Source organism: Dyadobacter endophyticus (genome assembly GCF_014641595.1).
Classification (GTDB): domain Bacteria; phylum Bacteroidota; class Bacteroidia; order Cytophagales; family Spirosomataceae; genus Dyadobacter; species Dyadobacter endophyticus.
Window position 1 is genome coordinate 1 of the sequence record NZ_BMIA01000003.1, and the last position, 24153, is coordinate 24153.

Annotated in this window: 27 protein-coding genes; 14 read left to right on the plus strand and 13 right to left on the minus strand. The window is 44.0% G+C overall.

The features are described from left to right. Window positions 1-332: 332 nt before the first annotated feature. From IEY24_RS19690 to IEY24_RS19715, 6 genes are all read right to left on the minus strand, one after another. Entirely contained in the window at window positions 333-785 is a 453-nt protein-coding gene (locus IEY24_RS19690) for a hypothetical protein (RefSeq protein WP_188935272.1), read from the minus strand. Between the two features lie 96 nt (window positions 786-881). Beyond that, window positions 882-1934 carry a hypothetical protein gene (locus tag IEY24_RS19695; protein ID WP_229222738.1) on the minus strand — a complete coding sequence of 351 codons (1053 nt, stop codon included), beginning with the start codon at window positions 1932-1934 and terminating at the stop codon, window positions 882-884. Continuing rightward, window positions 1931-3190: a hypothetical protein gene (locus IEY24_RS19700; protein WP_188937405.1), complete on the minus strand. Its 1260-nt coding sequence runs from the start codon at window positions 3188-3190 to the stop codon at window positions 1931-1933. The genes IEY24_RS19695 and IEY24_RS19700 overlap by 4 nt, the downstream gene beginning before the upstream one ends. Window positions 3191-4098: 908 nt before the next feature. Beyond that, window positions 4099-5520: a ThiF family adenylyltransferase gene (locus tag IEY24_RS19705; RefSeq protein ID WP_188935273.1), complete on the minus strand. Its 1422-nt coding sequence runs from the start codon at window positions 5518-5520 to the stop codon at window positions 4099-4101. After that, entirely contained in the window at window positions 5517-5864 is a 348-nt protein-coding gene (locus IEY24_RS19710) for a hypothetical protein (protein WP_188935274.1), read from the minus strand. Before IEY24_RS19710 ends, IEY24_RS19705 begins: the two co-directional genes overlap by 4 nt. A gap of 3 nt (window positions 5865-5867) precedes the next feature. After that, window positions 5868-6419, minus strand: a complete 552-nt coding sequence (locus IEY24_RS19715; protein WP_188935276.1) for a multiubiquitin domain-containing protein — start codon at window positions 6417-6419, stop codon at window positions 5868-5870. Window positions 6420-6620: 201 nt separating this feature from the next. On the opposite strand from IEY24_RS19715, the gene IEY24_RS19720 reads away from it, so the two are divergent. After that, a complete protein-coding gene (locus IEY24_RS19720; RefSeq protein WP_188935278.1) occupies window positions 6621-7025 on the plus strand; it encodes a helix-turn-helix domain-containing protein in 405 nt (134 codons plus the stop codon). Beyond that, on the plus strand, window positions 6994-7623 hold the full coding sequence (locus tag IEY24_RS19725) for an ImmA/IrrE family metallo-endopeptidase (protein WP_188935280.1): 630 nt from the start codon (window positions 6994-6996) through the stop codon (window positions 7621-7623). Before IEY24_RS19720 ends, IEY24_RS19725 begins: the two co-directional genes overlap by 32 nt. 71 nt (window positions 7624-7694) lie before the next feature. On the opposite strand, the gene IEY24_RS19730 is transcribed toward IEY24_RS19725, so the two are convergent. Next, window positions 7695-8303 (minus strand): recombinase family protein, encoded by a 609-nt coding sequence (locus IEY24_RS19730; RefSeq protein ID WP_188935282.1) that lies wholly within the window; start codon window positions 8301-8303, stop codon window positions 7695-7697. 1156 nt (window positions 8304-9459) lie between these two features. On the opposite strand from IEY24_RS19730, the gene IEY24_RS19735 reads away from it, so the two are divergent. The 4 genes from IEY24_RS19735 to IEY24_RS19750 all read left to right on the plus strand — a co-directional run bounded on the left by IEY24_RS19735 (window position 9460) and on the right by IEY24_RS19750 (window position 13796). Continuing rightward, the gene (locus IEY24_RS19735; RefSeq protein WP_188935284.1) at window positions 9460-10704 is read left to right on the plus strand and encodes a Spi family protease inhibitor; all 1245 of its coding nucleotides are present in this window, start codon (window positions 9460-9462) and stop codon (window positions 10702-10704) included. A gap of 10 nt (window positions 10705-10714) precedes the next feature. Next, window positions 10715-11164, plus strand: coding sequence for a hypothetical protein (locus IEY24_RS19740; RefSeq protein ID WP_188935286.1), 450 nt, complete (start codon window positions 10715-10717; stop codon window positions 11162-11164). A gap of 719 nt (window positions 11165-11883) precedes the next feature. Then, window positions 11884-13278 (plus strand): hypothetical protein, encoded by a 1395-nt coding sequence (locus IEY24_RS19745; RefSeq protein ID WP_188935288.1) that lies wholly within the window; start codon window positions 11884-11886, stop codon window positions 13276-13278. Beyond that, window positions 13275-13796, plus strand: a complete 522-nt coding sequence (locus IEY24_RS19750; protein ID WP_188935290.1) for a hypothetical protein — start codon at window positions 13275-13277, stop codon at window positions 13794-13796. Before IEY24_RS19745 ends, IEY24_RS19750 begins: the two co-directional genes overlap by 4 nt. A 120-nt stretch (window positions 13797-13916) precedes the next feature. On the opposite strand, the gene IEY24_RS19755 is transcribed toward IEY24_RS19750, so the two are convergent. Continuing rightward, on the minus strand, window positions 13917-14399 hold the full coding sequence (locus IEY24_RS19755) for a hypothetical protein (RefSeq protein ID WP_188935292.1): 483 nt from the start codon (window positions 14397-14399) through the stop codon (window positions 13917-13919). Window positions 14400-14771: 372 nt separating this feature from the next. Between IEY24_RS19755 and IEY24_RS19760 the strand changes: the two genes are divergently transcribed. The 4 genes from IEY24_RS19760 to IEY24_RS19775 all read left to right on the plus strand — a co-directional run bounded on the left by IEY24_RS19760 (window position 14772) and on the right by IEY24_RS19775 (window position 17674). Continuing rightward, entirely contained in the window at window positions 14772-15296 is a 525-nt protein-coding gene (locus IEY24_RS19760; RefSeq protein WP_188935294.1) for a hypothetical protein, read from the plus strand. A gap of 355 nt (window positions 15297-15651) precedes the next feature. Then, window positions 15652-16311 (plus strand): plasmid mobilization protein, encoded by a 660-nt coding sequence (locus IEY24_RS19765; protein WP_188935296.1) that lies wholly within the window; start codon window positions 15652-15654, stop codon window positions 16309-16311. Beyond that, window positions 16308-17153, plus strand: coding sequence for a relaxase/mobilization nuclease domain-containing protein (locus tag IEY24_RS19770; protein ID WP_188935298.1), 846 nt, complete (start codon window positions 16308-16310; stop codon window positions 17151-17153). Before IEY24_RS19765 ends, IEY24_RS19770 begins: the two co-directional genes overlap by 4 nt. A gap of 56 nt (window positions 17154-17209) precedes the next feature. Continuing rightward, the gene (locus IEY24_RS19775) at window positions 17210-17674 is read left to right on the plus strand and encodes a hypothetical protein (RefSeq protein ID WP_188935300.1); all 465 of its coding nucleotides are present in this window, start codon (window positions 17210-17212) and stop codon (window positions 17672-17674) included. Between the two features lie 63 nt (window positions 17675-17737). On the opposite strand, the gene IEY24_RS19780 is transcribed toward IEY24_RS19775, so the two are convergent. After that, window positions 17738-18121, minus strand: coding sequence for a helix-turn-helix domain-containing protein (locus tag IEY24_RS19780; RefSeq protein ID WP_188935302.1), 384 nt, complete (start codon window positions 18119-18121; stop codon window positions 17738-17740). A gap of 140 nt (window positions 18122-18261) precedes the next feature. On the opposite strand from IEY24_RS19780, the gene IEY24_RS19785 reads away from it, so the two are divergent. Continuing rightward, a complete protein-coding gene (locus IEY24_RS19785) occupies window positions 18262-18885 on the plus strand; it encodes a hypothetical protein (RefSeq protein ID WP_188935308.1) in 624 nt (207 codons plus the stop codon). A gap of 81 nt (window positions 18886-18966) precedes the next feature. Here the strand turns inward: IEY24_RS19785 and IEY24_RS19790 are convergent, their stop codons facing one another. The 4 genes from IEY24_RS19790 to IEY24_RS19800 form a co-directional block, all read right to left on the minus strand. Then, window positions 18967-19215 (minus strand): hypothetical protein, encoded by a 249-nt coding sequence (locus IEY24_RS19790; protein WP_188935309.1) that lies wholly within the window; start codon window positions 19213-19215, stop codon window positions 18967-18969. 124 nt (window positions 19216-19339) lie between these two features. Then, window positions 19340-19810, minus strand: a complete 471-nt coding sequence (locus IEY24_RS32810) for a site-specific integrase (RefSeq protein ID WP_229222740.1) — start codon at window positions 19808-19810, stop codon at window positions 19340-19342. Further along, entirely contained in the window at window positions 19728-20558 is an 831-nt protein-coding gene (locus tag IEY24_RS19795; protein ID WP_229222749.1) for a phage integrase SAM-like domain and Arm DNA-binding domain-containing protein, read from the minus strand. Before IEY24_RS19795 ends, IEY24_RS32810 begins: the two co-directional genes overlap by 83 nt. A gap of 357 nt (window positions 20559-20915) precedes the next feature. After that, on the minus strand, window positions 20916-21437 hold the full coding sequence (locus IEY24_RS19800) for a hypothetical protein (protein WP_188935311.1): 522 nt from the start codon (window positions 21435-21437) through the stop codon (window positions 20916-20918). 441 nt (window positions 21438-21878) lie between these two features. Between IEY24_RS19800 and IEY24_RS19805 the strand changes: the two genes are divergently transcribed. Genes IEY24_RS19805 through IEY24_RS19815 form a run of 3 tightly spaced genes read left to right on the plus strand, consistent with a single transcriptional unit; the run spans window position 21879 to window position 23975 of the window. After that, window positions 21879-22904, plus strand: coding sequence for a hypothetical protein (locus tag IEY24_RS19805; protein ID WP_188935313.1), 1026 nt, complete (start codon window positions 21879-21881; stop codon window positions 22902-22904). Beyond that, window positions 22801-23697, plus strand: a complete 897-nt coding sequence (locus tag IEY24_RS19810) for a P-loop NTPase family protein (protein ID WP_188935315.1) — start codon at window positions 22801-22803, stop codon at window positions 23695-23697. Before IEY24_RS19805 ends, IEY24_RS19810 begins: the two co-directional genes overlap by 104 nt. Continuing rightward, window positions 23694-23975, plus strand: coding sequence for a hypothetical protein (locus tag IEY24_RS19815; RefSeq protein ID WP_188935317.1), 282 nt, complete (start codon window positions 23694-23696; stop codon window positions 23973-23975). The genes IEY24_RS19810 and IEY24_RS19815 overlap by 4 nt, the downstream gene beginning before the upstream one ends. Window positions 23976-24153 lie beyond the last annotated feature (178 nt).

Genomic DNA, 24153 nt, shown 5'->3' on the forward strand with positions numbered 1-24153 from the left:
GACTGATCCATAATGCGTTATGTTTTTGCCAAAAGTAATCAGGCGGCCGCTGCTAAAAAATATGCACTTGATAGGCCGGATACATTGTATCCACCACCTGAGCATTGGCGCTTACAGTTACGTATAGAAAGATTATAATTTGTTTTAATAGCGTCATCGGTATGTAAACTGTGAAAGCCCAAATATAGCGTGTTGTGATAAAGTTAGAAAAGTCGCGCCTCCTTGCACTATAGCAAGAACTTCGCAAAAAGCCACAGAACCCCTTGTTCTGTGTTTTCATCTTTAACATAAAATCCGTTATCTGAACAAAAGCGGATTTTCTCGGTTTTGTTCTACTTGTATCCAATATGTCTACCTATTCTTGTAATATGGAAAATTTCCTCAGGACTAAACTCCCGCCATTTCCCCGTGCGATCATCATATGAATAATGACCCGCTTCTAAAACCTGACCGTATAGCGTACCAAAATATTCCTTTAATGCGTTGATGTCGTTTCCGAGTATTTCGGCGGAAGATTCATATGACATGGTCCGGTTACCTGCCAACTTTATTGGGCTACTTTGGAGGCTACCATACTTCCAAATCCTTGAAATCACATAATGATTTAGTGAAGGGCATAGCCGAAGGGAGATTTCGATATTCTCGGGGACGGCGGTTTCTGAAAATTCATCGAAAAGGTCGTGTATCGAAAATTTGTCCTCATGACGTACCCGACGGTAGGCACCGACCAAAAAGGGAATAGTTGGCGAAACGTTCATTTCGCTTAAGAAGCTATACCAAAACATGCTCCAGTTATAAGGGTTAACTTGAAAGCCCTCTTAGACGGGCGCTGGGAACAAAAACTACGATCTCAAAAAGCTTAAAATCGGTGAGCTCAATAATTACATGGATTTTTCTCCAAATAGCTCACGCCGAATTTGCCAATAATCTAGCAGACAAAATAGCATGCTCCTTAGCTCAACGGTAGCCGTATTGTGTGACACGAAAAGGCGATTCATTGCTAACGACTCGAACTCCCTCGCTACATTAAAGAGACTTCTCGCCACATCATTTTTTGCGAAATATTCTCCCAATATCATTGTATTAAGCGCTTCAAACTGGCTATCAACGCTGCTCTTAAGTTGGCGAGCAATTGCTGAACCATCTTTTATGTTTTCCTCAATCAGGCCCATAGCAACATTAATGATTTTCTTTATACCGAGATTCCCTCTTGTACCATAGGTAAATCCTTCCTTCAACAATTTGCTTCGATCAGACTGCTCGTAGAAAGAGATTTCCTTCAAATTATAATCGATCGCTACGGCTATAAATGAGCAGATTAAGTAAAGACATCGCAAGGGCAATTCGCGACGATTTTCCTTAGTAATTGCCTGTTCAGCAAAAAATTTTGCGTGAGTCAACCATTCGTTACATGCGTCGAATGAAAGGGGGCTTGCCAATAAACTTTTACAAAGATTCAGACGCCCCTTCCAATCGCCATCTAATTTGCTTAGGGAGTATTCACTAATTTGCCGATATAGATCTTCGTCTGAAATCCTATCGAATTGATCTCCCGATGTAGCAAGTTTATTCAAAAAGTTCCCGTCTAATACGACGACACCTAGATCTCTTCCAAAATCTTTAACTTCCTGTCTCCTATCTGTGGTAGCAACGATCGCACTTGACGCCTTGGTTGCTATGCGCAATCCTTGAACCCAGAATATGCGCTCAATCGCTTGCGGAGTCTTCTTATTTTTGGCGTCAACAATTGTAACTTCTCTAGCAACAGATGATGTTCTGCCATACATCCAGAGATCTATATCTGTGACATCAAACCCTTCATACACAAACGGCACTCCACGAACAACGAAATACCCAGACCGAAGGAAGTAATTCCTCAATGTCTCTTCCATCCGGTATCCTTTAGGCGGTGTCTTATTAAGTATCTCAGTCATAGCTTTCCTCCAGTTCGAAGAATTGTTAACATGTCATTTGTTGCTTTGGGACTAAAACTAGTCTGTTTTTTTCGAACTTTCTCTCGGTTTTGTTCCGGTCCTTGAAATTTTGTGACTGCGGCAGATGGCAAGGCTGTAAGAGAATGTTCGCTTACATCTCCCTGTCTAATCGCTTGGAGGGCGAGTTCCCCAACTTCCTTTTTTAATAAAGTTAACATTGGCCCGTACCGGCCCTTCTTTGATCCGGGGGATACTCTCACTACGCCTTTCATCTCCAAAATTTTATAGTCTTCCGCAATCGCAGGAACCGGTCCGACCGGTTCACCTCTTACAAGAGTCGCGAGCAATGCTTCCACCATGGTAATTTGTCCACGGGAATTCGAGCTTTTCGTCATACCATAAGTAATTGAACTTACGAACGCTTTAGCTAAGTCAAAAGCATCATCTACCATTGAGTTACTGAACTTTGAAAAGGCGGATGGCAGCGTCATAAATCCGACATCCTCAGTCGAATTACTGACTACATTAATATCAAATATTCCAATGGCTGTAACCTTCTGGAAAAGAGCGTCCCCTAACATTGATTGTGCGGTGTCCACACTAATACATGCCTTTCTCTTCAACAGTTCGGTCATTTCAGTCAGCTTCGTTTGCTCGAAAGGTTTAAGAGAATCAAGAACGTTCTTTATTTTCTGAGCAGTATTTCGGCGAAATAGGTTGCCGTTGAAGAGCAACTTACTGTTGCCTACATCCTCAACATCAACGAAACCGATGCTTTCTGCATCAGAAAATAGCTGAGTTGTCTCGGCCGACGACAATTTAAATTCATCTGAAAGCCGCCCTGATAAGTCGCGCACAAACTCAGGGCTTAACGAAACATTCTCAGCTAGATCCAATGTCGCCAACTCGACTGGCTTTGGGTCAAGGGAATGAAAAATATCTGATGTATGGCTCAAAACAGTGCCGCCGGTCACACCAAGAACGGCAATTCCCTTAGACGCAGTGTCAATGTATTCTCCCTCCTTTAAAACTTCAACTAATTTAGGGAGCTCGAAGATCAGATTGATATTTGCAGCTTGCGCAAGCGCATTTAGGCGATCATTATCAATTGTAATGTTGTCATTAGCAGAAATTGCAGAAAGAAGGATACCAGCTTTGCCCGCTAAAAATGTTTTCTCGTAACCTGACTGATTTGTGACACTTTGTAGCTTATTCGTATTGTGGATCAACCAAGAACCTTCAGTTTTATTATCCATATGCATGCTTTAAGAGGGTTTTCCTAGTAAAGCTTTATTAATACAGATTCTAATGACTTCGAATTTTCGTTACATGATACCTTCTTATTTGAAATATTAAAGTTAGACTGGCTACAGGTAGTGTTGGGGAATTTGGCGGAGATAATGGGAAAATAGTATAAAAACGCAAATTATAATTGCAAGATGACGGTGTCGGATTCACGGACGCCGATTTTTAGGCAGAGATCCCGTAATGCGCGAATGCCGGTAGGGCGACGATTCGACATTTTTTTATTTATTACCTTTTGATCTACTATAGACTAATCCTGTTGCTGAGTTCCTGTCTGTGTGTTGGTCGAATCTTCCTGCCGGTTGGCGTTCCTCTATTCTCCATTCTGTCTGTCCTGAGTCGAAACTGTTTCTTTGAGCGTTTCCCAAGAGCTGAAGGGGTATAGAAAGTCCTAGGCAAACAACACGACGTTGATTGCCCGGACACCCCGCCAAAGTATGGTCGCAACAGTTTCCCAGTCGCGCCCCCCTTTCGCATCGTTCCAACCAATTCGAAGATCAACAGGTAGTTGGAATGTAGATATACTTACGGTTGCCTGTCCGTTGTAAGCTCTTCAGGTTATCCTTTGTCTCTGGCTGCGGTTATCGCCTACTGTCCCACGGTACCGCTAGTTCGATTGTCTGCCCGCCGTCTTAACATATCATGCTATCCCGACACAACCAATGCCATCTCGTAGCAAAGCAATCTATTGACTTAGAAGTTGAATTTATCAAGTCTGTCAAACTCGGTCATTCAATATTCTGTTATTAAATGACGATATTACGATAATGAAATGTAAGGCATTTTGGTTCCAGGTATTTGTCCGAATTTTGCCCTGGTCATTTCGAACTCATCTATTTTGAACTTAATGTCGATCGAGTTATTGTCCTCGCATTTCCGCAGCGATCTTATGAGTTCCGTAAATGACAAAATCTGTCTTGTCTCCCTTCGCCGTTTGCATCTGAGTGAACGAACGCTCAGTAAAAGGATTCCCTCTGATGACATCCATAGTGCCATTCTTGACGTGGTACGTTTGTTGTCCTACGTTAGAAATACCAGAAGGAGCGATTACAAGGCTTATTAATTGCAGAACCTCCATCGACGCTAAGTGTGAGCTAAAAGCGAAAACATTTTCCTTCGCTTCAACTATCGCTCTATCTTCCATACCATTTATGTAGTCTGGGTCATCCAACAAGCCATTTCGTTCGAGAGTTGCCATCGCCACGGTATATTGACCCCACTGTTCTAAGCATGGACGGCCTGGGCCAACAGTTTGAACTTTCCAATCCGCCCCTTTCATCTTTGTATTATTCGGGTTTGTTGAGACTTTGATGCCGCCGTCAATCACTGGAATCAGGTGGGCATAAGCAATAACATTGAGCACCTGTCTAGGCCAAGGTCTATCGACGCAGCTAAAAAGGACGTCGCAATCCAAGGCGGCACGAAACCCAGATTCTTCGCATACACTAAAAGGTACTTCAAAAATTGAAATCGAATCAGCAGTACTACTACGCCGTAGTCTCTTTCCGATCGCAGAGACTTTTAGCCTTCCGATATCAGATGCAAAAACGTTCATTAAACGATCCAGGTTCTTTGCTTCCACTCTGTCAAAGTCCAGTAGCACAATTTTTCTAAAACCTTTCCTTGCGAGGATTTCAGCAACCATACTCCCGACGCTACCAAGTCCAACAATTCCCACTGTAAGATTTGTGAGCTCTTTTTGTGCTTTTTCTCCCCATGCAGAAATTGTTCTTAGAAGCATCTCGTGGTTCAGTATACGTTGCTCAGTTGATGGTGAGAGCGAAACTTTTAGCCGCTCGCCAACTACTCGCACGGACGCGCATTGCTTTTTCACATAAGCGCGGCGTTTTGACTGATGTTTTGACCAGAACCTAGCACTCCACGTCTCATCAGAACCGATTGTTAGCCCTAGCAAAGGTAAACCAGTTGCGGCTATGGCTCCGGCGCTCAACCTAGATTCCGCTCTGATGTCATCCCGACTCATTGACTGCCAACCAGGGAAGGGATGAGAATGTAGAAACACTAGTCCTTCTCCTCGACTATTTGCGATTTGAAGTGCTCGCTGAAAGTAAGATGCGGTAAAAGAAACATTCCCATGAACATACCTGTCCCCTTCCTCTGGTAAGATAATTGATGAGATCAGGCCTGAAAATCTTTGTGTTCCCTTGCTTGGTGAATATGTAGCAAAACACAAATCCTCTTGTCCGTCCTCGCGAATCAGATGGTCGGCTAATGAGTGGTGAATATCACCACTCATTGCCACGCTATATGCCTGTTTCATTCGTTCAAAAGCAGGTTTCTTATGTGAGCCATGTACTCCTTAACCGTCAAACTGGTAGCAGTCCAGTTTGGATGTGGGCGGCTCCAGTAGATCCATTCTTGGCCAAAACCATTATAGTTCTGGATAGCATTACCTGGGTTAACCCAACCATCATCTATCGCCTTAAAATGAGGCCCAGACGGACAATTAGCAGGAAATTCATCTCCAATTTGAAACCCAAGCCATACCTTTTTCCCAGCATTTCTGCCAACATTCACAACATATTCTATGACGACCTGATTACCTGCAGGTTCCAACACCGCATATCCCTGTGCGGACAGTTGGGATACAAAATCTGTCTTCATCGTTTACGAAACTGGCATGTCACCACGGTAGATACTAATAAATCTTTTCTCTGGCTTGTGGGTAAGTACAATTTCCTCGTCGGGGTTGTCTTTATATGACTTCTGCCCCCCTCCTTCAAGAAGCTCAACCAGATAGTAGTCAGACGGTTTGTAAGTTGCACGTTTCAGAATCTGATTAGCTGTTAACGTTTTCCTGTCAGACGTTTCAGTGTCGTCATCAACGTAATAGTTGAAAACGATGCTTTCTTTAACGACAAATTTCTCAAAGCCCGGCTGGGATAAATCTATTTTATCGTTTGCATCGATGACTATCAGATCTGAATCATCAATGATCTGAAAGACCATCAGCTTCGTTTCGTTTTCGAGGCCAACCTTTCGTACAATTTGACTTCTACTAATGATCAAGTCATCAAATACGTGCGGGTCCCCATTAATTGTAATCAAGTACTTTTTCCCTAGCGGGATCTCAATGCCCTTCGCAATGAATTCTGCGACATTGACTACCTCGTCCCTGATCTCGGCCGATGCAGCATTAAATTCCAATGAGTTTTTCATCCTAAGTAGTGTTTAATGTTAGATGAATAGCTAGAACCCCTAGCTATCAACAGAACGAACACCGGAATGAAATCGTTTCATTACTGACACAGTTTTATGTGTAATACATGAAATAAAATCTTTCGTGAGACAAAAACTAGTATATTTGGCCAATTTGACACTTTAAAAAGTAGACAGACACGTAACATTTAACCAACTCTTATGCAGCATGAAGTCAATGTAAAGGCCTTAGGCGAGGCCATACAACGCCACCGAGACGCGAAAAAATTGACTGTGCGAGCAGCTGCTGAGCAAATGGAGAACGTCAGCGCTTCCACACTGTCACGGATTGAACGAGGAAATGTCCCAGATTTGGACACTTATATGAGGCTATGCCGCTGGTTGGAGGTTGACCCCTCATTTTTCGCGGTAGATGTTACCGATAAGCCTCAGACCGTTAAGGAATCTGCTTTGAAAACAGACGATATTATCGTACATTTAAGAGCAGATAAATTATTAAATCACTCGACACGGGAAGCACTTATTACCATGATAGAGGTTGCTTATGCCGCTGCCCGGCGAAATGTTTTACCGAATGAAACCCAACTCACTGAGGAAGGGATTTAAGCCACAAGCTGAATCTATTTCACTTGATCTTAGAAGTAGGCTAAATCTCAAGGCAACTGACGCATGTCCAGCTCGACAGGTAGCACATCTATTACAGATCCAGGTTGTTTCTATTCAAATGCTACGGAAAATTGCCGAACAGCATTTAACCATCGAATTCCCAAATAGTGCTCATTTAGACACGAGCCTGAAAACTCTTGAAAATCGAGATACGCAATTCTCAGCGATGGCAACGATCATTGGTGAGCATCGTATTATAATTTTCAATGAATTGAATTCCATTGCTCGTCAAGAAAGCGATATAATGCATGAGCTTGCGCATGTCATCTGTGAGCATCCTGGAAATTGTCTTTCTCAAAAACTGAGAAAATATGATCCGCAGCATGAAAATGAGGCAATTTGGCTCGGTGCTACAATTCAGATACCCGAAGCAGGACTGTTTCAACTAGTCAGGGAGGGCAGAACAAATCAACAAATTGCTGACAATTACGGATCTAGCCTGCAAATGGCAACCTACCGCCGAAATATTCTCGGTATTGATATTCGAATTTCGAGATCAAACAAGAGCACCACTGGACCAGTCATTAATAAAGCTTAATCTCAATTAATAAAACGGTCTGCAATCCTGCCTCCTAACTATGTTCAACATCCGTTGCCTACGAGTTACGCCTAGCGCACTTTAGCAGGATTCTTGGTCCAGCCCTCGATTTCGATACCTTCGTGTCTTAGATAATTATATAATGTTGTTTTGCTCCCAATTTGTAATTGTTTGCAAATTTGATTGATAGTATATTTTTTACTCAGGTAAAGCGTCGCAGCAAGGCTCGCGAGCTCTTGTGATTTTTTAGTAAGCCCTTTGGGTCTGCCTCCTACTCTTCCTCTGGCCCGAGCCGCTTCCATTCCTGCCAAAGTTCTTTCCATCAGAATCTCTCGCTCGTTTTCTGCAAACACGGAACTGAGCATGTACCATAACCTGCCCATCTTGGTGGACGTATCAATTCCCTCAGAAATACTCCGAAAGTCGACACCCATCTCCTTCCACTCGACCATCAGTTTGATGAGTTCATAGGTGGCCCTGCCTAAGCGGTCAATTCTCCAGACAACGATGACATCCCCCTTCCGTAGCTCGGAAACCATCTTGCCATACTCGGGGCGATCCTTCGATGCACCCGACACCTTCTCATGAAAAATCTTCTCGCAACCTGCCTTCCGAAGAGCATCAAATTGCAGGTCCTGGCTCTGCTCATTCTTCGAAACCCGTATGTATCCAAATATCATCTTCAATTACAGTTTAACCCCTAATATCGCAATATACTGTAATTAGATTTCGTGTACCACTAAAATGAACTCTCTTTAGACGGTTTTTGGCATAAAAATGAATACTTCAAACAAAGTGGGAAGAGTACAGAAATACGACCGTAAAATCGAACTTCAGAAGAACTTCGATAAGCGTTTAACTTTGCAACCGGTCACTGGGAACTGGTACCGACCCGCCGCCGTACTAGGTGCAAAAACAGAAGTTGGGGACAACGCTGACTATGGCCATCAGGTATGCCGGCACCTAAAGGATAGGGCATGGCAAGATCAACCGATTCGGAGCTGCCAGTTGTCTCGAATCTCATCACGGAGCATGACCGCGGCCAATACTATCCTGGGATTTTCATCCGGAGTGTACCTGATACAAAATTCAGGCGTGTAAACCTGTTTCATTCCCTCATAGACATATTCCACAGAAACCGTCTTATAGATATATTTCTCTCGAAATCCAGTAAGCTAAAAAAGTCCCGCCCCAACTCGGTCTTAAAATGGTCCGCCTGGACCTGGATATTCAAAAATATACTTTCCTTCAACTCGCCTACTTTGGCAAAAACGGGCATGTTTTCGTTCGGATTTTCCCATCTACTTTGGAAATTAACATCTACCAACAATTTTCCCGAAAACAACAGTACCTCCCAGCGTTGACACCCAACTGCTAGCCGATCTTTACAATGCTTTGCTGCTGTTCGCCCTATTGAATTATAACCTTGCCTGCCAAATTCGAGCTAAAAATCACTCAATCACTTGATTATCAATACAATAATGAAATGCAATAACAAGCTAAAAATATTTCACAATATTATTGGAAGTCAATTTTTTCTTAATATAATTGTATTAAATATTCGGTTACAAATTTCCCGCTAGCCGAAGCATCTCTAAGCACCCGCATAAAGTAATTCCCAACCCGATGGTGTATATCGGGTAGCAGTTCTATGCATCAATCAAAGACTCTATCAATATCACACAGAGTTATATTAATCGCATTTAACTCACTTGATTTCTAAATCGACAGGAGATTCATTTCGCAGAAACAATTGATACCTTATTCGAGCCCGTAACCTTAGGACTCTAACAGACCAATAGTACAATTTTTCACTTTCAACTAAACAGATTAAGAATGAAAACACTGCGACCTTCCATTTCAGGGCTGATGTTCTTTTTTGCAGCCATTTTTTCGTTAACACAATGTCATAAAGATGAGATATCATCTAAGCCAGATGAAAACAGCAAAATAAAAGATGATTTTGTTGTCTCGGCCAAAGAAGCTATTGAAGTCGCGCAGCAATTTACACTAACGAACGGAAAAGGGAACATGGATCCCAATGCAAGAGTTGGAGCAGTCATGGAGGTTACAGGTCAGCAAACCGTGCTGGACTCCGCCGACCAGAAGCCACTGATTCATGTTATCAACCTGAAAAAGGGGTATGCGATAGTTTCCGCTGATCTGCGGGCAATGCCTGTGATTGCTTTTTCCGAGGACGGTAAGTTTGATTTGAACGATGTCCCGAATGGAGTAAATCTCTGGCTCCAATCAGCGAAGGAAAAGCTGAAAGAAATTAAACAGAAAAATTTCAAAAGTAACGATATTGTTAATAAGGAGTGGAGAAAATATCTTTCGGATAAGAATGGTAGAGTTCAGGACACTAACTGCATTGAGTGGTACCAATATGGTCAATTCCAGTGCCAGGGCAGGTTTACAACTTTTGGCCCATTGCTTAATACAGGCTGGACACAATCTGGTGTTTCTTCATCCATGCTCATGCCTGGATTTAAAGATTGCGATGGGTGTGGTAGATATTTGGCTGGGTGTGGCCCGGTTGCTATCGCCCAGATTGATGAATTTTATCACCCAAATCCTGACAGGCCCAGAGCCACGTCAAGCGGCAACTGTGGATCCATGTTACCTGGTCAACAAAGCTTAGGAAACTTGATGAAATGGGCCGGGTATTACTCTAGCGCCAACTACGATTATCTCGGCACCTGTAACACAATGACTTGGCCCAGCGATATCCCAAATGGATTTACAGGACTGGGATATTCAAGTGGGGGTACCTCCTATGCCGCCAACAACTATGAAAAAATCAAAATTGATCTTACAGGAAACCATCCGGTTGTCTTCTCCGGTTCAACTTGCCTGACCTGCTTTAACGATTACCATATTTGGGTGTGCGACGGTCTAAGGGAAAACAATTACAGTGAATTCAATTGCGCAACGAAAACTTGTAATGAATGGTCATTCAGCTACTTACACATGAACTGGGGCTGGAATCGTTTAAATGATTGGTATGCATTTGGTTCTTATCATCCAGACGGAGCAAACTATGATGCAAACATGAAGGTAATTACAGGAATAAGACCTTAATTGAAGATTTATGAAAAATGTAATTTGGCTAATTTTACTCGTAATCCCGCTATTCATATCCTGTGAAAGGCAAAAGGGATTCGATGCTGCAGGACCGATTTCCAGCTACTTATCAGGAAAATGGCAACTGGAAAAGATTGTGTCCCCAACCCAAACAAAAATCGGGGAACAGATTGGATACGCTGAAATTTTGGAATCAGGAAATGACCAGGAAGATGACTACGACCGCATTTTCAAAGACGGCAAACTCGACACGACTTACATTTGGAGCCGAAATCCCGGCACTGATTCTGATGCAAAAAAGATGACCGTGTTGGTCAATTACGAGGGTGGTATCAAACGATTTTACAAAATTTACCGGCAGCTGGGCAAGCCAACAACGCTAGAAGCATCCTCCTATCTTTCAGAGGTAGGAGGCGCAGCAGATACGGTCAAGTACTATTATGTTCAGCTTCCATAATTGAACTCCGATGCGGTCCATCATATTTATGATAACCACGCTCCTATTTGTAATAGGAACATTGGATTTACTTGCGCAAGTTGACAGCATCCCCCAGAGACACGCTAATTCGGGCCCTACAAAACGCGCGAAAGCTATCTATGTGGAAGCATTAGGCAGGAGCAGTTTCGGCCTTTCCCTGCTCTATGATATGCGCCTTAGAAATGGACATGATGGTTTCGGGTTCAACCTTGGTATATCGCAACCAAAAATCGATCCACGCGCGACAACATACTCTTTCCCAATTTTCGTCAATCATATAAGCTCCGAGAAAAGGGTGGCACTGGAGATCGGTGGGGGGATTATCATTGCATATCGAAGGTGGTGGACAGAAGATCAAAACCAAGATATACACCGCTTCCATCAAATATCTGTACCCGCGATGGCAAATTTGGGGTTACGGATTCAGCCAATTAACACCGGGGTGGTATGGCGGCTATTTTGGGCTCCAAACTGGAGGATCGGGGCTGAATCTGATCTTAATGGAAAACTATTCTGGTTTGGAACTTCATTGGGAATTGGCTTCAATTAGCTATACCTAGTTGAAATAATTTCGTCTAATTTTAAGCCCATTTCGTCGAAATTATCGTCATGGAGAAACTAACAGTTTGATTTTTAATCTTTAAAATTCTACTATTATACGTTTAATTACTTATTTTTTCCCTCAATGATCATAGCCTATGAAACGAACAATCTTTGCGTTATTTCTATTCTTTGGAATACTGAATGTGATAATTCAGAGTTGTACTAATTTACCGGTACCCCTAGAACAAAACGGGAGTTTTATTTCCAAATCTTTTAAAATTGATGCTGTAAAGGACAGTTATCAAAGGACGATGTCACTTGGCTTAATTCAGACATTCAACGATAAGAGAGAAAGAACTCTTAAAAGGCAGGTAATGTGGGAGAACGCTTATTCCATAAGCACGCCAGATGGCGAAAAACTTGTGGTGCCATTTACCCTGGAAAATGAAATTTTTGTGAATGGTGGAAGTAAAAACAGGGATTCATACGGCTCCATAACCAGGCTCTTGGTATCCAACGAAGGCGGCAATTACAAATTTGAAACAGCAACATACCTTGCAGATTATCACTTGGATTCAACGAAAGTTTCAAATGAATGGTCAGGCCAAATTATCGTAGAAAATGCATTAGGGGATTTTGTAGATGCATTTTACGTTGACAATGGAAAGATAACGGGGTACGCAGTTAAAAATAGCCAAAATAGCAGAACAAACATACTGGTTTGTTATGAGATTGAATACTGGTCATGTGCATATGTGCCGTTAATAGGTTATTATGCACCTTGTCAATACATGTATAGTGAATTTAATCATTGTTATTCATCAACACCATCCGCCACTGGTTCTTCTGGTGGATATTTAACAGTTATCGGAAAAAGCGGAACGTCCGGCTCCGGGGGCGCTCCCTCGCCATGGGTTGATCGGTTTAGTGAGATCAGCAAAATGTCTGTATTTTCAGCATCTGCTAGGGTCGCGGTAAATGAAATCTTAGACAACTTAATGGGTAAGTGCTTAGGCAAGTCACTATTCGTTGGACTCGTGTCCAGGGAAACAAGAATCGAATGGAAAATCGACCCGGCGGGAACAACGCCAGGTGCCTATAATCCAGTTAACAAAACGATAAAATTTCAGACCGAGTCGCAAATTAGCCCAAACACCTTAGAGGAAGAACTTTTCCATGCGTACCAAGATAAGTATTACTCAGGCGGCACCACGCAATATCTTTCCACAGGCTCTCAGAATATTGAATTCGAATCAAAGCTATTTCGAGACATCATGGGTTTAATAGCGTCGGGCGGCGGGATGTCCAGTTTTACTGTCGGTGAACAATACAATAACCAATACATGTCATGGCTTCTCGATATTACGGATGGGGCGACAAAGGTTCCTGCAACATATTCCGTAGTGGCATCACAATATTTCTTTTGGTTGGATAAATTTGTGCAATCAAATCCTTTATACAATCAGCCTGGCATGACAACTATCAGCACATTTACGCCTGGCGCACTTTTTGATCTTATCGATAAATCAAGCTGTTCTAAGAAACCATGAAAATATTTTCTTTAATAATATTCGCATCGCTCTTTTTTCATTTGCCACTCAGTGCTCAACGGATTACCGAAGGTACAGCAAAGTCCGGTGATAACGAGTTTGTCATTAAGCGATCAAATAACCGACTCATAGTGGCCAACAAGAAAAATGGGTTACTAAAAACCTCCAATGAGATCCCGGATGAACTTAAGAAGTTAGGTATTTCCAGCTTCCTAACTTATAATCAAGATGAAGCCAATCAGGTTTTATCTATCATAAAAGATGACTTTAAGAAGCGTGGTAAGATTATCCCTTCGGAACGCCCACTTGGCGTGTTCTATGTTGGAAAAAATGGCAATATTTTGGAGATGGACTTCATCATCAGTGAGAACAGTATCCTTACTGCTGATGATATTAGTGCAATGGAGGTTGCGCTAAAAAAAGATTATCGGTTCAAAACCAAGGAAGCTAAGCTAGGGAATGCTAAATATGTTATCTGGAATACCGTTCTTAGACTAGACGAAATAGCCAGCAAGTAACGTTTGCGTTACACGGCTATATCTCCTAGCAAGAGGCACGGCATCGGAACTTTGACTTAAAGCCCAGTATGGAACTTTTGTGCCAGCTGGGCTTTATTTATTACACTTGTCAGTTACAATCTAAGCGGCAGCTTCTTCTTCGGTTACTTTTCGCTTTCTGCCCCTGGGCTTTCCTGTATATAGTTCCTTTGGCGCTTCGATTTCTATTGCCAACTCGTAACCAACTACTCCTTCGGTGTAGTTGAATATCGTGACTGTGAAAACATGCTTCGCAGCTTCATAGTCGATGCCGCCACGCTTCAATATAACAGAGAGCGCAATTCCTGAGCCTCGCCCGATCCTTGCAAATGCAAATGCACCTTCTTGTTCCTCGGTAGAGATCAGGTACAGGGATTTTATTTTTCGTTTCCCTTCCGCTGTTCCGACTTTGAAAAGGGCTGTTTCTGGCTCGACCCCGATCTCTTCGAGAGTAGCCTTAGGGAAAACAAGCGTTCCATTATCTGAAATATACCCGGATGGCTTAGGCTTGGCTTTCCCTGCCGCCTTCGAAACCGGCTCCGTATTGTCTTCGGGCGAAAAAAATTTGATTTGAGGTGTCTTCATTTGAAATGGATTATGTGAAAAAAATTGTCTACAAAATTGCGATCGCAGCGAGCTGCGCTAGATCCAGGATGAAAGAAATGTCTACAATTTCGCGCGAGATCTCCTGATTTTTTGACCGGATTCAGCGCTCGTTTGGCTACACTTCGCAAGGCTGGCGAGCGCTGCGGCGGGACTGTCTACATTATATGAATCGGATATCGCCATGACCTTTAATAACCGCATCCAGATCGGCATACAATTCCAGTACAGTTTTGTCGTAGGGATAGTCTGTGTGATTCAGAATCCAGTAAAGACAAGACCTGGTTCGTCCCCAATCCTCGGTTCCCATCGTAACCATATCTGATATCAATCCTTTGATCCCTACTTCGTGGGATGAATAGCCCAGAGCCAAATCGCCTCACCCAGACCAGGGGCAAGTACGCGGCCAAGTATGGACACGAGATCGACGACTGGTCAGCCCTGTTTCTGACAGAAACCCAGGAGCATTTTCAAAGTTTGGAAATCAGGGTCGGGAAATCCATTGCAGCCATCGACCGGGCTGCAATGGAGCTGAAAGGCAGGAAACGGTTCCTGCAGTTTCAAGACCGAGGCCAAGCCCTATTCTACGGTTTGGGTGTAAGCGCTCCTTATTCAATTGCTGGCATTGTCATATCAGTCTTGTTCTATGTATTGATACGCCATAGACAGCAGTATGCGGAGCACCAAAGGATTTTGGACGAGTATCAAAATGCACCGGCTTACAGGCAGATCATGGAGCAGGGAAAGATTATCGAGTATGATAAGATGCTGTACTTACAACTGACGCCTCTACCCAAAAAGGGGAAAGTCCAGATCGGTAAACACTATGTCTACGATTCCCAGGGCAAACGTGTGCTGGTACCGCTAGGCAGCCAGTGAAAGACAGCTGTATAGTAAAATCGATCTTAGAAAATGAGGTGTATAGTTAAAGTACTCTTAGTCCCAAAAAGTGTATAGCTATTCTGCGTAAGCACACTGTTTTTTCGAACGATTTCGAACAAAAGCGAACAACTTCAAACGCTTTCGAACGAATTCAAACACTTTCAAACAAATCCGAATTTTTTAGAATGGAAGCGAACGCTTTCGAACAGTTTCGAACGTGAGCGGTGGTTTCCTCCACAGCCAGCTATCGCCGGTACGTCGCAAAATGCGACTCCCCGGCGGGCTGGCCATGGGAAAACCCCTGGACCCCTGCTATTCGCCTATCGGCTCATAGCTAAACCAATAAAACACAATGAAAAATCAAATCAAGAAAGGCAGACCGCCCAAGGAAAAGGGCGCTGCCAAACGGGAGCACTTTTCGGTCTGGGTAAGCTCGGACCAGAAAAACCAAATCAATCAGCTCATCGAGAAAAGCGGGCTTTCTGCCAGTCAGTTCTTTCTGACTTTGGCGCTGGATATCCCTTTTAAAAGACCCCAGAAAAGAACGCTGCCAAAGGCCACTGCCGAAACAATCCGGATTCTCGAGCAGCTGGCCGGAATTCTATCGCTCGCTATTTTAAAGACCAAAGACCATCAGATGCTTTCGGCGCAGTGGCAGCAAGGCAGCCAGCGGGTACGTCTGCTCGCAGACCTTATCACCCGCTGGGTTTTTGAAAGCTTCGAGATCCGCAGCTTTCAAAAGACGCTTACTGAAATCGAGGCATGGATTCAGTCCCTGCCCGATTATCTGGGCCATGTCCTCGGAGCCGGGGAAAGCAAAGAACAAATCCTTGGGGAAGCCCAAGACATGTCCCGGTCGGCGCGCGAGCTGCTTTCAAAATATGAAAGCTACTACGCAGGCCCCTTCCAGGATCTTGCACCTGCCTGGAAAAACGAGGCGGCAGATATCGCCTCTGTCCACTACGAGATTGAAAATGCCATCAAAGAATTCATCCGGCAAACCAGCAAATGATCGGAAAAGCAGGACTGGGCAGCTACGCCAAAGGAATTTTGGAGTACTGCTATTATCAGAAAGGTCAGCAGACCACGGCAAGCGAGCAAAGTAAGCAGCAAAGCGTCAGAGGAGAGCTGGTTTACATTCAGAACCTTGCCCTTAAAACCGCTCCTGATGGGACGCTGGATCTGGACTACCTTGCCCGGCAGTACACAGACAACCACTCTAAAAACAAGAAGCTGGCCAGATACGTCTGGCATCAGTCGTTCAGCTTTTCGCCCGGCGAAAAGCCCGGCAACGACAAGATCATGCGGATCTGCAGAGAATTTGCCAAGGAGTTTGGCTTCGAGCAGAACCAGATGGTTGTCTTTAAACACGAGGATTCAGCCAATGAGCACTTTCATATTATCGCCAACCGCATCAATTATAACGGAAAGAACACCGCCGACCATTTCAAAAACTACGCGCGGACCGGCAAGTTCTGCCGCAGGATGGAACACGAGCTGAGCATTGTGCCGACGCATGATATGCGGATCAACCGCGCGCTGGGCCAGCAGATTCATTTAGCGGACAAGGCGAATTTGAAGCTTAAATCGTTAATTGACCGTTTGATCCCACAAGTCTCTTCGATCCAGGAGTTGAAAGAACACTTACTTGGGCATGGATACAAAACCTATGTGGGGCGGGGCATTGCATTTTTTCATATGCACAGCAAAATAAAGATAAAGGGTTCTGATATCGGCCGGGATTACTCGCTGGGCCTGCTGGAAAACCGGATTGGCTTTAATGCTACAACTACCCAGAATCCAGAGCTTAAAAAGAGGAAAAGGAAGCGCAAAGGCTTAGGGCTTCATTTGTAAATAATAGGCTAAACCAAACCGTTGCCTTATTTTAGCCTAAAATAACCCATAACACCATGAAGCTAAAAGCAATTAAGTTCTTTTCCCCAGAGGAAAACCTACCTAAGACCCAGCAGGCCAAGGCTGCGCCGCTGCCAGCTGGCTACATTTCCAGTTCCGGCAAGCTAGTTTTCCCGGCTGTCGCATTACGAGATCTGGGAATTGACCCTGAGTCTACAAATTTCAAGATCGGCACCCAGGATGGAAAAAGAAAAATCAAATCCTTATATATTGTTCCGGCTGCAAGTTCGGATCAAACCTTTTCCTTTGAGAAAAGTGGCAGGGGCCATGTAATTCCGTTGGCTGTCATATTGAAAAGGGGAGGCCTCAATTTCGAGGGTGAAAAACTGATCTTCAAGATCTCTACTTTTGATTTTGACAAGGCTACCAAAGGCTATGAGCTGACCATTGAAAGCGAAACGCCGAAACCGGAGTACACCGGAAAACCGCGTGGCAGAAAGCCTCGCGTACAGACGGCGTAGTATTCGCTTTATCGCAAAATATCTCCCAAATGAAAAAGCCGCAGGATCGCGGCTTTTTTGCGATTACTTATTTTTTAGAAGTTCTATTTTTTCTCGCTCGCTCTGCAAAAGACGTTCGTATAATTCAATCACCTTGTCCAGTGGGTTAAAATTGCAAACGTTGTATGAGCCTATCGGCCCCTGGTTTATACTGTTGTCGCTGAAATTGTTAAAGTAATTGAAGACTGCTTCTTCACTAAAATTCTTAATTCCTTCTGGGGTCACTCCAAGAATTTCTGCAATCTGCTCCAGTATCTGATCTTCCACCGTTTCGCTCTGCTCGATTTTCGATACGGTTTGCTGGCTGACGTTCAGTTCGTGCGCGACATACTCCTGCTTAAGACCACGTAATTCACGGATACGTGAGATCTTGTGACCGATATGGTCGGGTTTTGTTGCTGTGCTCATGGTTACAAATAAAGTAAATATCGCAATGAAGGTCAACCCAAAGTCCGGAAGTATTATACAAGCCGTGCGTAGTCGGATACAACCGCCCATGGTTCGCTACGTCAGACCTGATTGGCTCTTTGCTTCTAAAAGCTTGGATCATGGAAAATTTAGGTATCAATGCATCGCAGCCATCACAAAACTATAACGGCGAAGTAGCAGCAGCGCTTCAAGAGATCTTGGTGTTCTTTCAACCTGGGGATCTGGAATACTTGCGTGTGGATTTGTGGCATTGGTTGAAGGCGGTGACGGGTGAAAGGCCATTCCTTTTCCGTGGAGAGCCATCAACGGTTATCTCCCTGTATAAGCAGTTGTCCAAAATGATGGATACCGGAAGGCTGATCCTTGATACGACAGGGGCGCTTGGGGATGATAAGCAGCCCAACAATTTTCCACCATTTAGCGAAGAGCAGATTGCGAACGATTTCCAATATATGCGAGAGATCAAGCAGCTGGCAGCTAAATACGGAGGGACGATAAGAAGATTGTCGCTCTTGGAAGCTGAACGACCTGTGCTTGCAATTAGACGCTTTTTTAATGCTTACAGCCAGGATGAATGGAATCAGATTCTGGAAGACTGGGTCGAGTATGGTTTAAGCAAGATGAGTATCTGCGAGGCGACGGGAGAATGCAATGAGGTCTTCCAGTATGAGCTACTCGAAGCACTCATTGAAGCTTTTTCCATAATCTTGAAAGCGGAGCAAAAGGCCTTGCCGCAAAGGTGAAAGCTACGCAGCGACTTTCGATGCGTAGCCTTGATGTTTCTTGACTGTACCGCTTAAAATATCCACGTCCAAGCAGGCCTTTTACCACTGCACCGAAAGCATCTGATAGCCCTTGGTCTTCAAGGTGGCAAAAGACAAAACACCTGCAAGTTGTTCCGAGATCAGGATCGTGCCAGCAGTCGCTTTGGGAAGCGTTTTTTCCTGGGCCTTTTGAACGGTATTCTCAGCGCCGGTGTCAGAAAAACCTGGCTGGCTGAAAGCCCACCTTTCTCGATGAGCCCACTCACTTGTCGCTTCTGATCCATTCCTGCCCAGCTTATTGTGTGACACAATGGAAAAGCCGCCATTATTCCGTAAGCTTTGAGCGGCTTTCAGTAGTCATCCATAAATCGGGACACTTATTTAGCTGCTGTTATGACGAGTTTGCTTGCCAAATGTTAACTTGATTTAATTCCTATTTTCTCGCCAACACCTCGCTCAATGCTTTCATATCTTCGCCGACCTTTTTGTCAATTATTTTTGCGTAGTGCTGGGTTGTCCGTATGTTCCTATGTCCAAGCATCTTAGAGACGCTCTCCATTGACACCCCATTTGCCAAGGTGACCGTCGTAGCGAAAGTATGTCTAGCGAGGTGAAATGTTATATTCTTATCAATATGGCACAGATCTCCTATCTCCTTCAAATATGAATTCATCTTCTGATTTGACAGTACAGGTAAAAGCTGGTCAGCTAGTGTGCACTGCGAGTGATCTTTGTATTTATCTAGAATTTCCGCTGCGGGTGCCAGAAGGGGAACGCGCGAGGCGGTGTCTGTTTTCTGTCGTTTTATAGTAATCCAACGACTATTGTCCGTTCCTACAATTACTTCTCTTCGTTTGAGCTTGTGGACATCCGCATATGAAAGACCCGTGTAGCAACAACACAAAAATGTCCCGAACCTGATCCAAACGACTGGTCGGCATCTTTTTCACAACTACCTTGTTTAACTCTGCCTCCGTCAGCACCTCGCGATCAACCTCATGCTTACCCATTTTAAACGACTCAAATGGGTCTTTAAGCAGCCACCCTCGTTTCACACAGGACAAAACAATCTTCTTGAAATTGGCTAGGTATTTCATGGTCGTGTTGTGGTTGCATTTTCGTTGACTTTTTAGCCAAAACTCATAATCTTCGATAAACTGGAAATCTAGGCGGGTGATTTCAATGTCCTCAAGTTGGTATCGCCAGCGAATAAACTCGCGAGTATGAGTCATGGATGTCACATATCGTTTATGGGTGTTGTGTGAAAATTCGCTACCGACTAGCGCACTCAGCCTATCGTTGTGTTCCTGAAACAATTGTATAATCATCCTTTTATCCTGCTTCGCCCCACTTAGTTCGGCCTTTATTTGCTCAGACGTTACCTCAACTCCCTTCGAAACAAGCTCACGATAGATATCGTAAACCTTGCCTTGTAGTATGTCCAGATATGTATTCAATTTCCTGATTTCTTCCTTATTACCAGACGCCCGTCCCGACGATGGATTCCAACGAGCAGGTTCGCACTCCGATTTCACAGCAATTTCGGTGCGTCTCCCGTCAATCGTAATGCGCATGTATACTGGCAATTTTCCTTTTGATTTGCCAGATCTCTTTTTCAAGTAAAAGAGTAAACCAAAGCTTTTTGTCAACATAACATTCATGATTTGAGATTAAAGAAACACTTCATGTCGGCAAAAATCAAGATGTCTACCACACAAACAGGCTTTAAATCAGATAGTTACGACAATTTTGGTGAGCACTATATTAACTTCAAAATTGCTCACCGAAATGCTCACCAGAACTTTGAGAACTTTTGAAAGTTTTGGCAGGGCCGAAAAACGAAAAAAGTCTGTAAATCAGCGATTTACAGACTTTTGATAGCTTTTGGTATTGCTTTTCGTGGAGATGCGGGTACCGACACCTACGCCATTTCCGCTTCACTTTGACCGATTTTGACTATACCGTAGTCGATTATGTGGTCTTTATATTAGAATTAAGCCCTTTCGGAACTATCCCAGAATGTCACGGACCTGGTCCATGATATCAGGAATTATTGTTCCAGGGACGCGAACCGATATGTTCCGTGAAGTCTTGCGAACGCGTGGCAGTTTCAATGTATCTGCCGTTATGCGCTTACGAATTACACGAGTCATATCTGGGCAAAGGATCGCGCCCTCAGACTTTTTTAAAGAGCCGGCACTTTGCAGTACCAGCTTTTCCATCGCCTTCTCATACAAACCCTGAATAAACTCTTTCTCAGTTTGCAGCTTCTGAATTTCCTCCTTATGGGAAGAATCATCGTTTGGGACTTCTGTCGCAAAAATATCTCCGACTCCCATCAGCAGCCAGTCTGAACTAACCTTCGGGTACACTTCCTTGATTTTTGCATAAATCTCAACACTGGGGTTCTTGGTCTCTCCACGGATTACCTTATTTATTCTCTCCGTTCCGATTTCCAAATCTTTCGCAAGTCGATAGGAGGTAACTCCAAGCGCTTCGATAAGCCTTTCAAACTTTTCTTGCTCTGTCATGTATAAAAAAAGTTGTAGTTACGTAGGATAATACACAATAAAAGTTGTATATTCGTGACTATTATATGACTAATATACAACCATTAGTTAAAAAGCAATAAAATATGGACTCAAATTTTTTGAATGCGGCCCGCATTAAGAGAATAAAGGAACTCCGGGCTAAGCTCCCTGTGAGGTGCTCATTTGCCCAGATAATATCTCAAAATCTTGATAAACAAGGCATTAGTGTCCCGACTGAGCACATTTACCAGATGGTTCGAGGGCACCGTACCGTTAACTCAAAAGTGATCGAGGAGATGCAAAAATTAGTGTCCGAAGTGGGCGAATGCAACACGCTGGAACCGGCATAATACAACTTTCTTCGTGTATTGATATCGAAATGCTCTTCTTAAAATACGGCTGGGGATTGTCTCAGCCGAACCTCTCCCTCAGTCAAGTACAATGATCGAGCTGAATAATATCCGAATGCTATTGGGACTTTCCTGGAACGAATTCTACCTGTGCTATCTCGTAAATGAAAAGGCGGGATCGGATGGTCTGTGTCAGCTATCCCGAAATGACATTTCAGAAAACACTGGTCTATCAACGCGCGCAATCATTGATCTGGTTAAGAAAATAGAGGCTTTGGGTTATCTGCAAAATGTCTCAGGTAAACTAAAATGCTCGGACAAATGGAGGATAGCACTTCTAGAAGCGCGCGACTTTTCCGGATCGGCAAGTGAAGAAACTTCCGGTGAAGAAACTTCACCTATCACACCAAAAAGTGAAGAAACTTCACCGGCTATACATTCGATAGTGAAGAAACTTCACCATGAGGACTATACGGTAGGTGAAGAAACTTCACTTTCTCGAATTTCCGAGGTGAAGAAACTTCACCACTATACAAATGATAGTGAAGAAACTTCACCGGCAAATCAGGTCGAAGTGAAGAAACTTCACCGGCAAAACACAGAAAGCATTGTATATATCCCAGAAAGTGAAGAAACTTCACCGGAAGAAACTTCACTTGGTGACCTATATATATTAAATAATAATATTAATAATATATCTAAAGGGGTAAGTATAGAGAAAGAAAAGGGGTGTGGGGAAAAACAAAAATCGAAGCCTTTCGAAATTACCACCGACTCCAACGGAGTTTCAACCTGTCAAACTCTTCGACAAGCCTGCCTGACATACGACGCAACCCACCCCGGCCTTTACACGCCGGAAATGTACAAAGCCTTCATTCGACACTGGTCGGCTATTAAAGCTGGAAAACCTGCATGGTACCGCGAACTAACGCGAACAAAAGGCACGTGGGACCTACCGCTGCGCCTCTCCACGTGGCATCAAAACGATCTAAAATTCAATTCAAAATCAACCAATGGAAAATCAAACCAACGAAGCGGCGGCGCGCTACGCCCTACGTCCATCGCTGAACCATCTAAGCGAACGGGAGCTGGAAACGTTGCGCACGTGGAATTCTAGTGATTACGTTTTGCCGGAATTAACCGAGGAAGAAGAATTTGCGGTAAGGGAGGTAGCAATTAGACTCGCATTAGCAAAAGCTCGGCAAGACAAAGGGCAAGCGGAATACAATGCCGCCTATGCCAAAAAGGTCAACCAGGGGCCCGTTTTCCCTACGCTGGACAAGTACAAATTCAGAGAAGCCGTAATGACGATCGGACAGGCAAGATCGACGGATAGAAGCTGGCCTGATCCTTTTTCCATCGACGAAGAGAATAAAGGCGTCGTGAACACACTTTGCATGTACTTCACCGGCGATATGGACTTTTTGAAGCTGCGCCCCGATTTCTCCTTCTCAAAAGGACTTTTACTCATCGGGCCTATCGGATGCGGGAAAACTGAGCTTATGAAAATTTGCAACGAAAACCCGAAGCTATCATTTGCTCAGCACGATTGTCAGGACATAGTCGATGAGTACACCACGAAGGAAATCGGCGAAGATGTGTTTGATAAATATTGCAGTAGCCCGATAAACAAGAGCAACGATAAGTACTTCGGGCAATCGCATTTGGGCAGATTCTTCGATGATTTGGGCTCCGAATCGCTCGGAAATCACATGGGCAACATCCGCAACGTGATGGGCGAGATAATCAGGATACGCCACAAGGAACTTCCGCGCCACTTCACGCACTTTACATCGAATTTGGACATGGATGCCTTGAAATCCTTTTACGGGGAACGCGCCGCGGACCGTTTGAAAGAAATGTGTAATGTGATCGAGTATCCGTCAACCGCCAAATCCCGCCGACGATGAGCACGCACAGCGAGATACTTCAAATGCCTGACGGATCATACGCCTTCGTCGACGGTATTCCCGACAAATGTCAGCACGACGATAAAGGCGATCAAATTCTTTGGTCTGCGTCGGGGAAGACGATCCACTGGCACACATACCGTCAGTGGGCACACCTGCCGGCTGATACGCGGCACGAACTGGTATACCAGCATCACCACGACATAGACGATCCGGTTGTCGGCGGTTGTGTCAGCTGCTCGAAATGCAAGAAGCCCTTTTCACCTCCAATGTTCTGAGTTATGCCGATACAATACAAAGCCTATGGATGCCAGTTCAAATGTGGACGCAAACATTCCGAAGACCAAAAGAAGATCGTTCAGCACGAAACTACCTGTTATAAAAACCCGGATTATAAAACCTGCCTAACATGTACATACCAGGAAGCATATTGGGATGGATGCGACCACCCAGAGC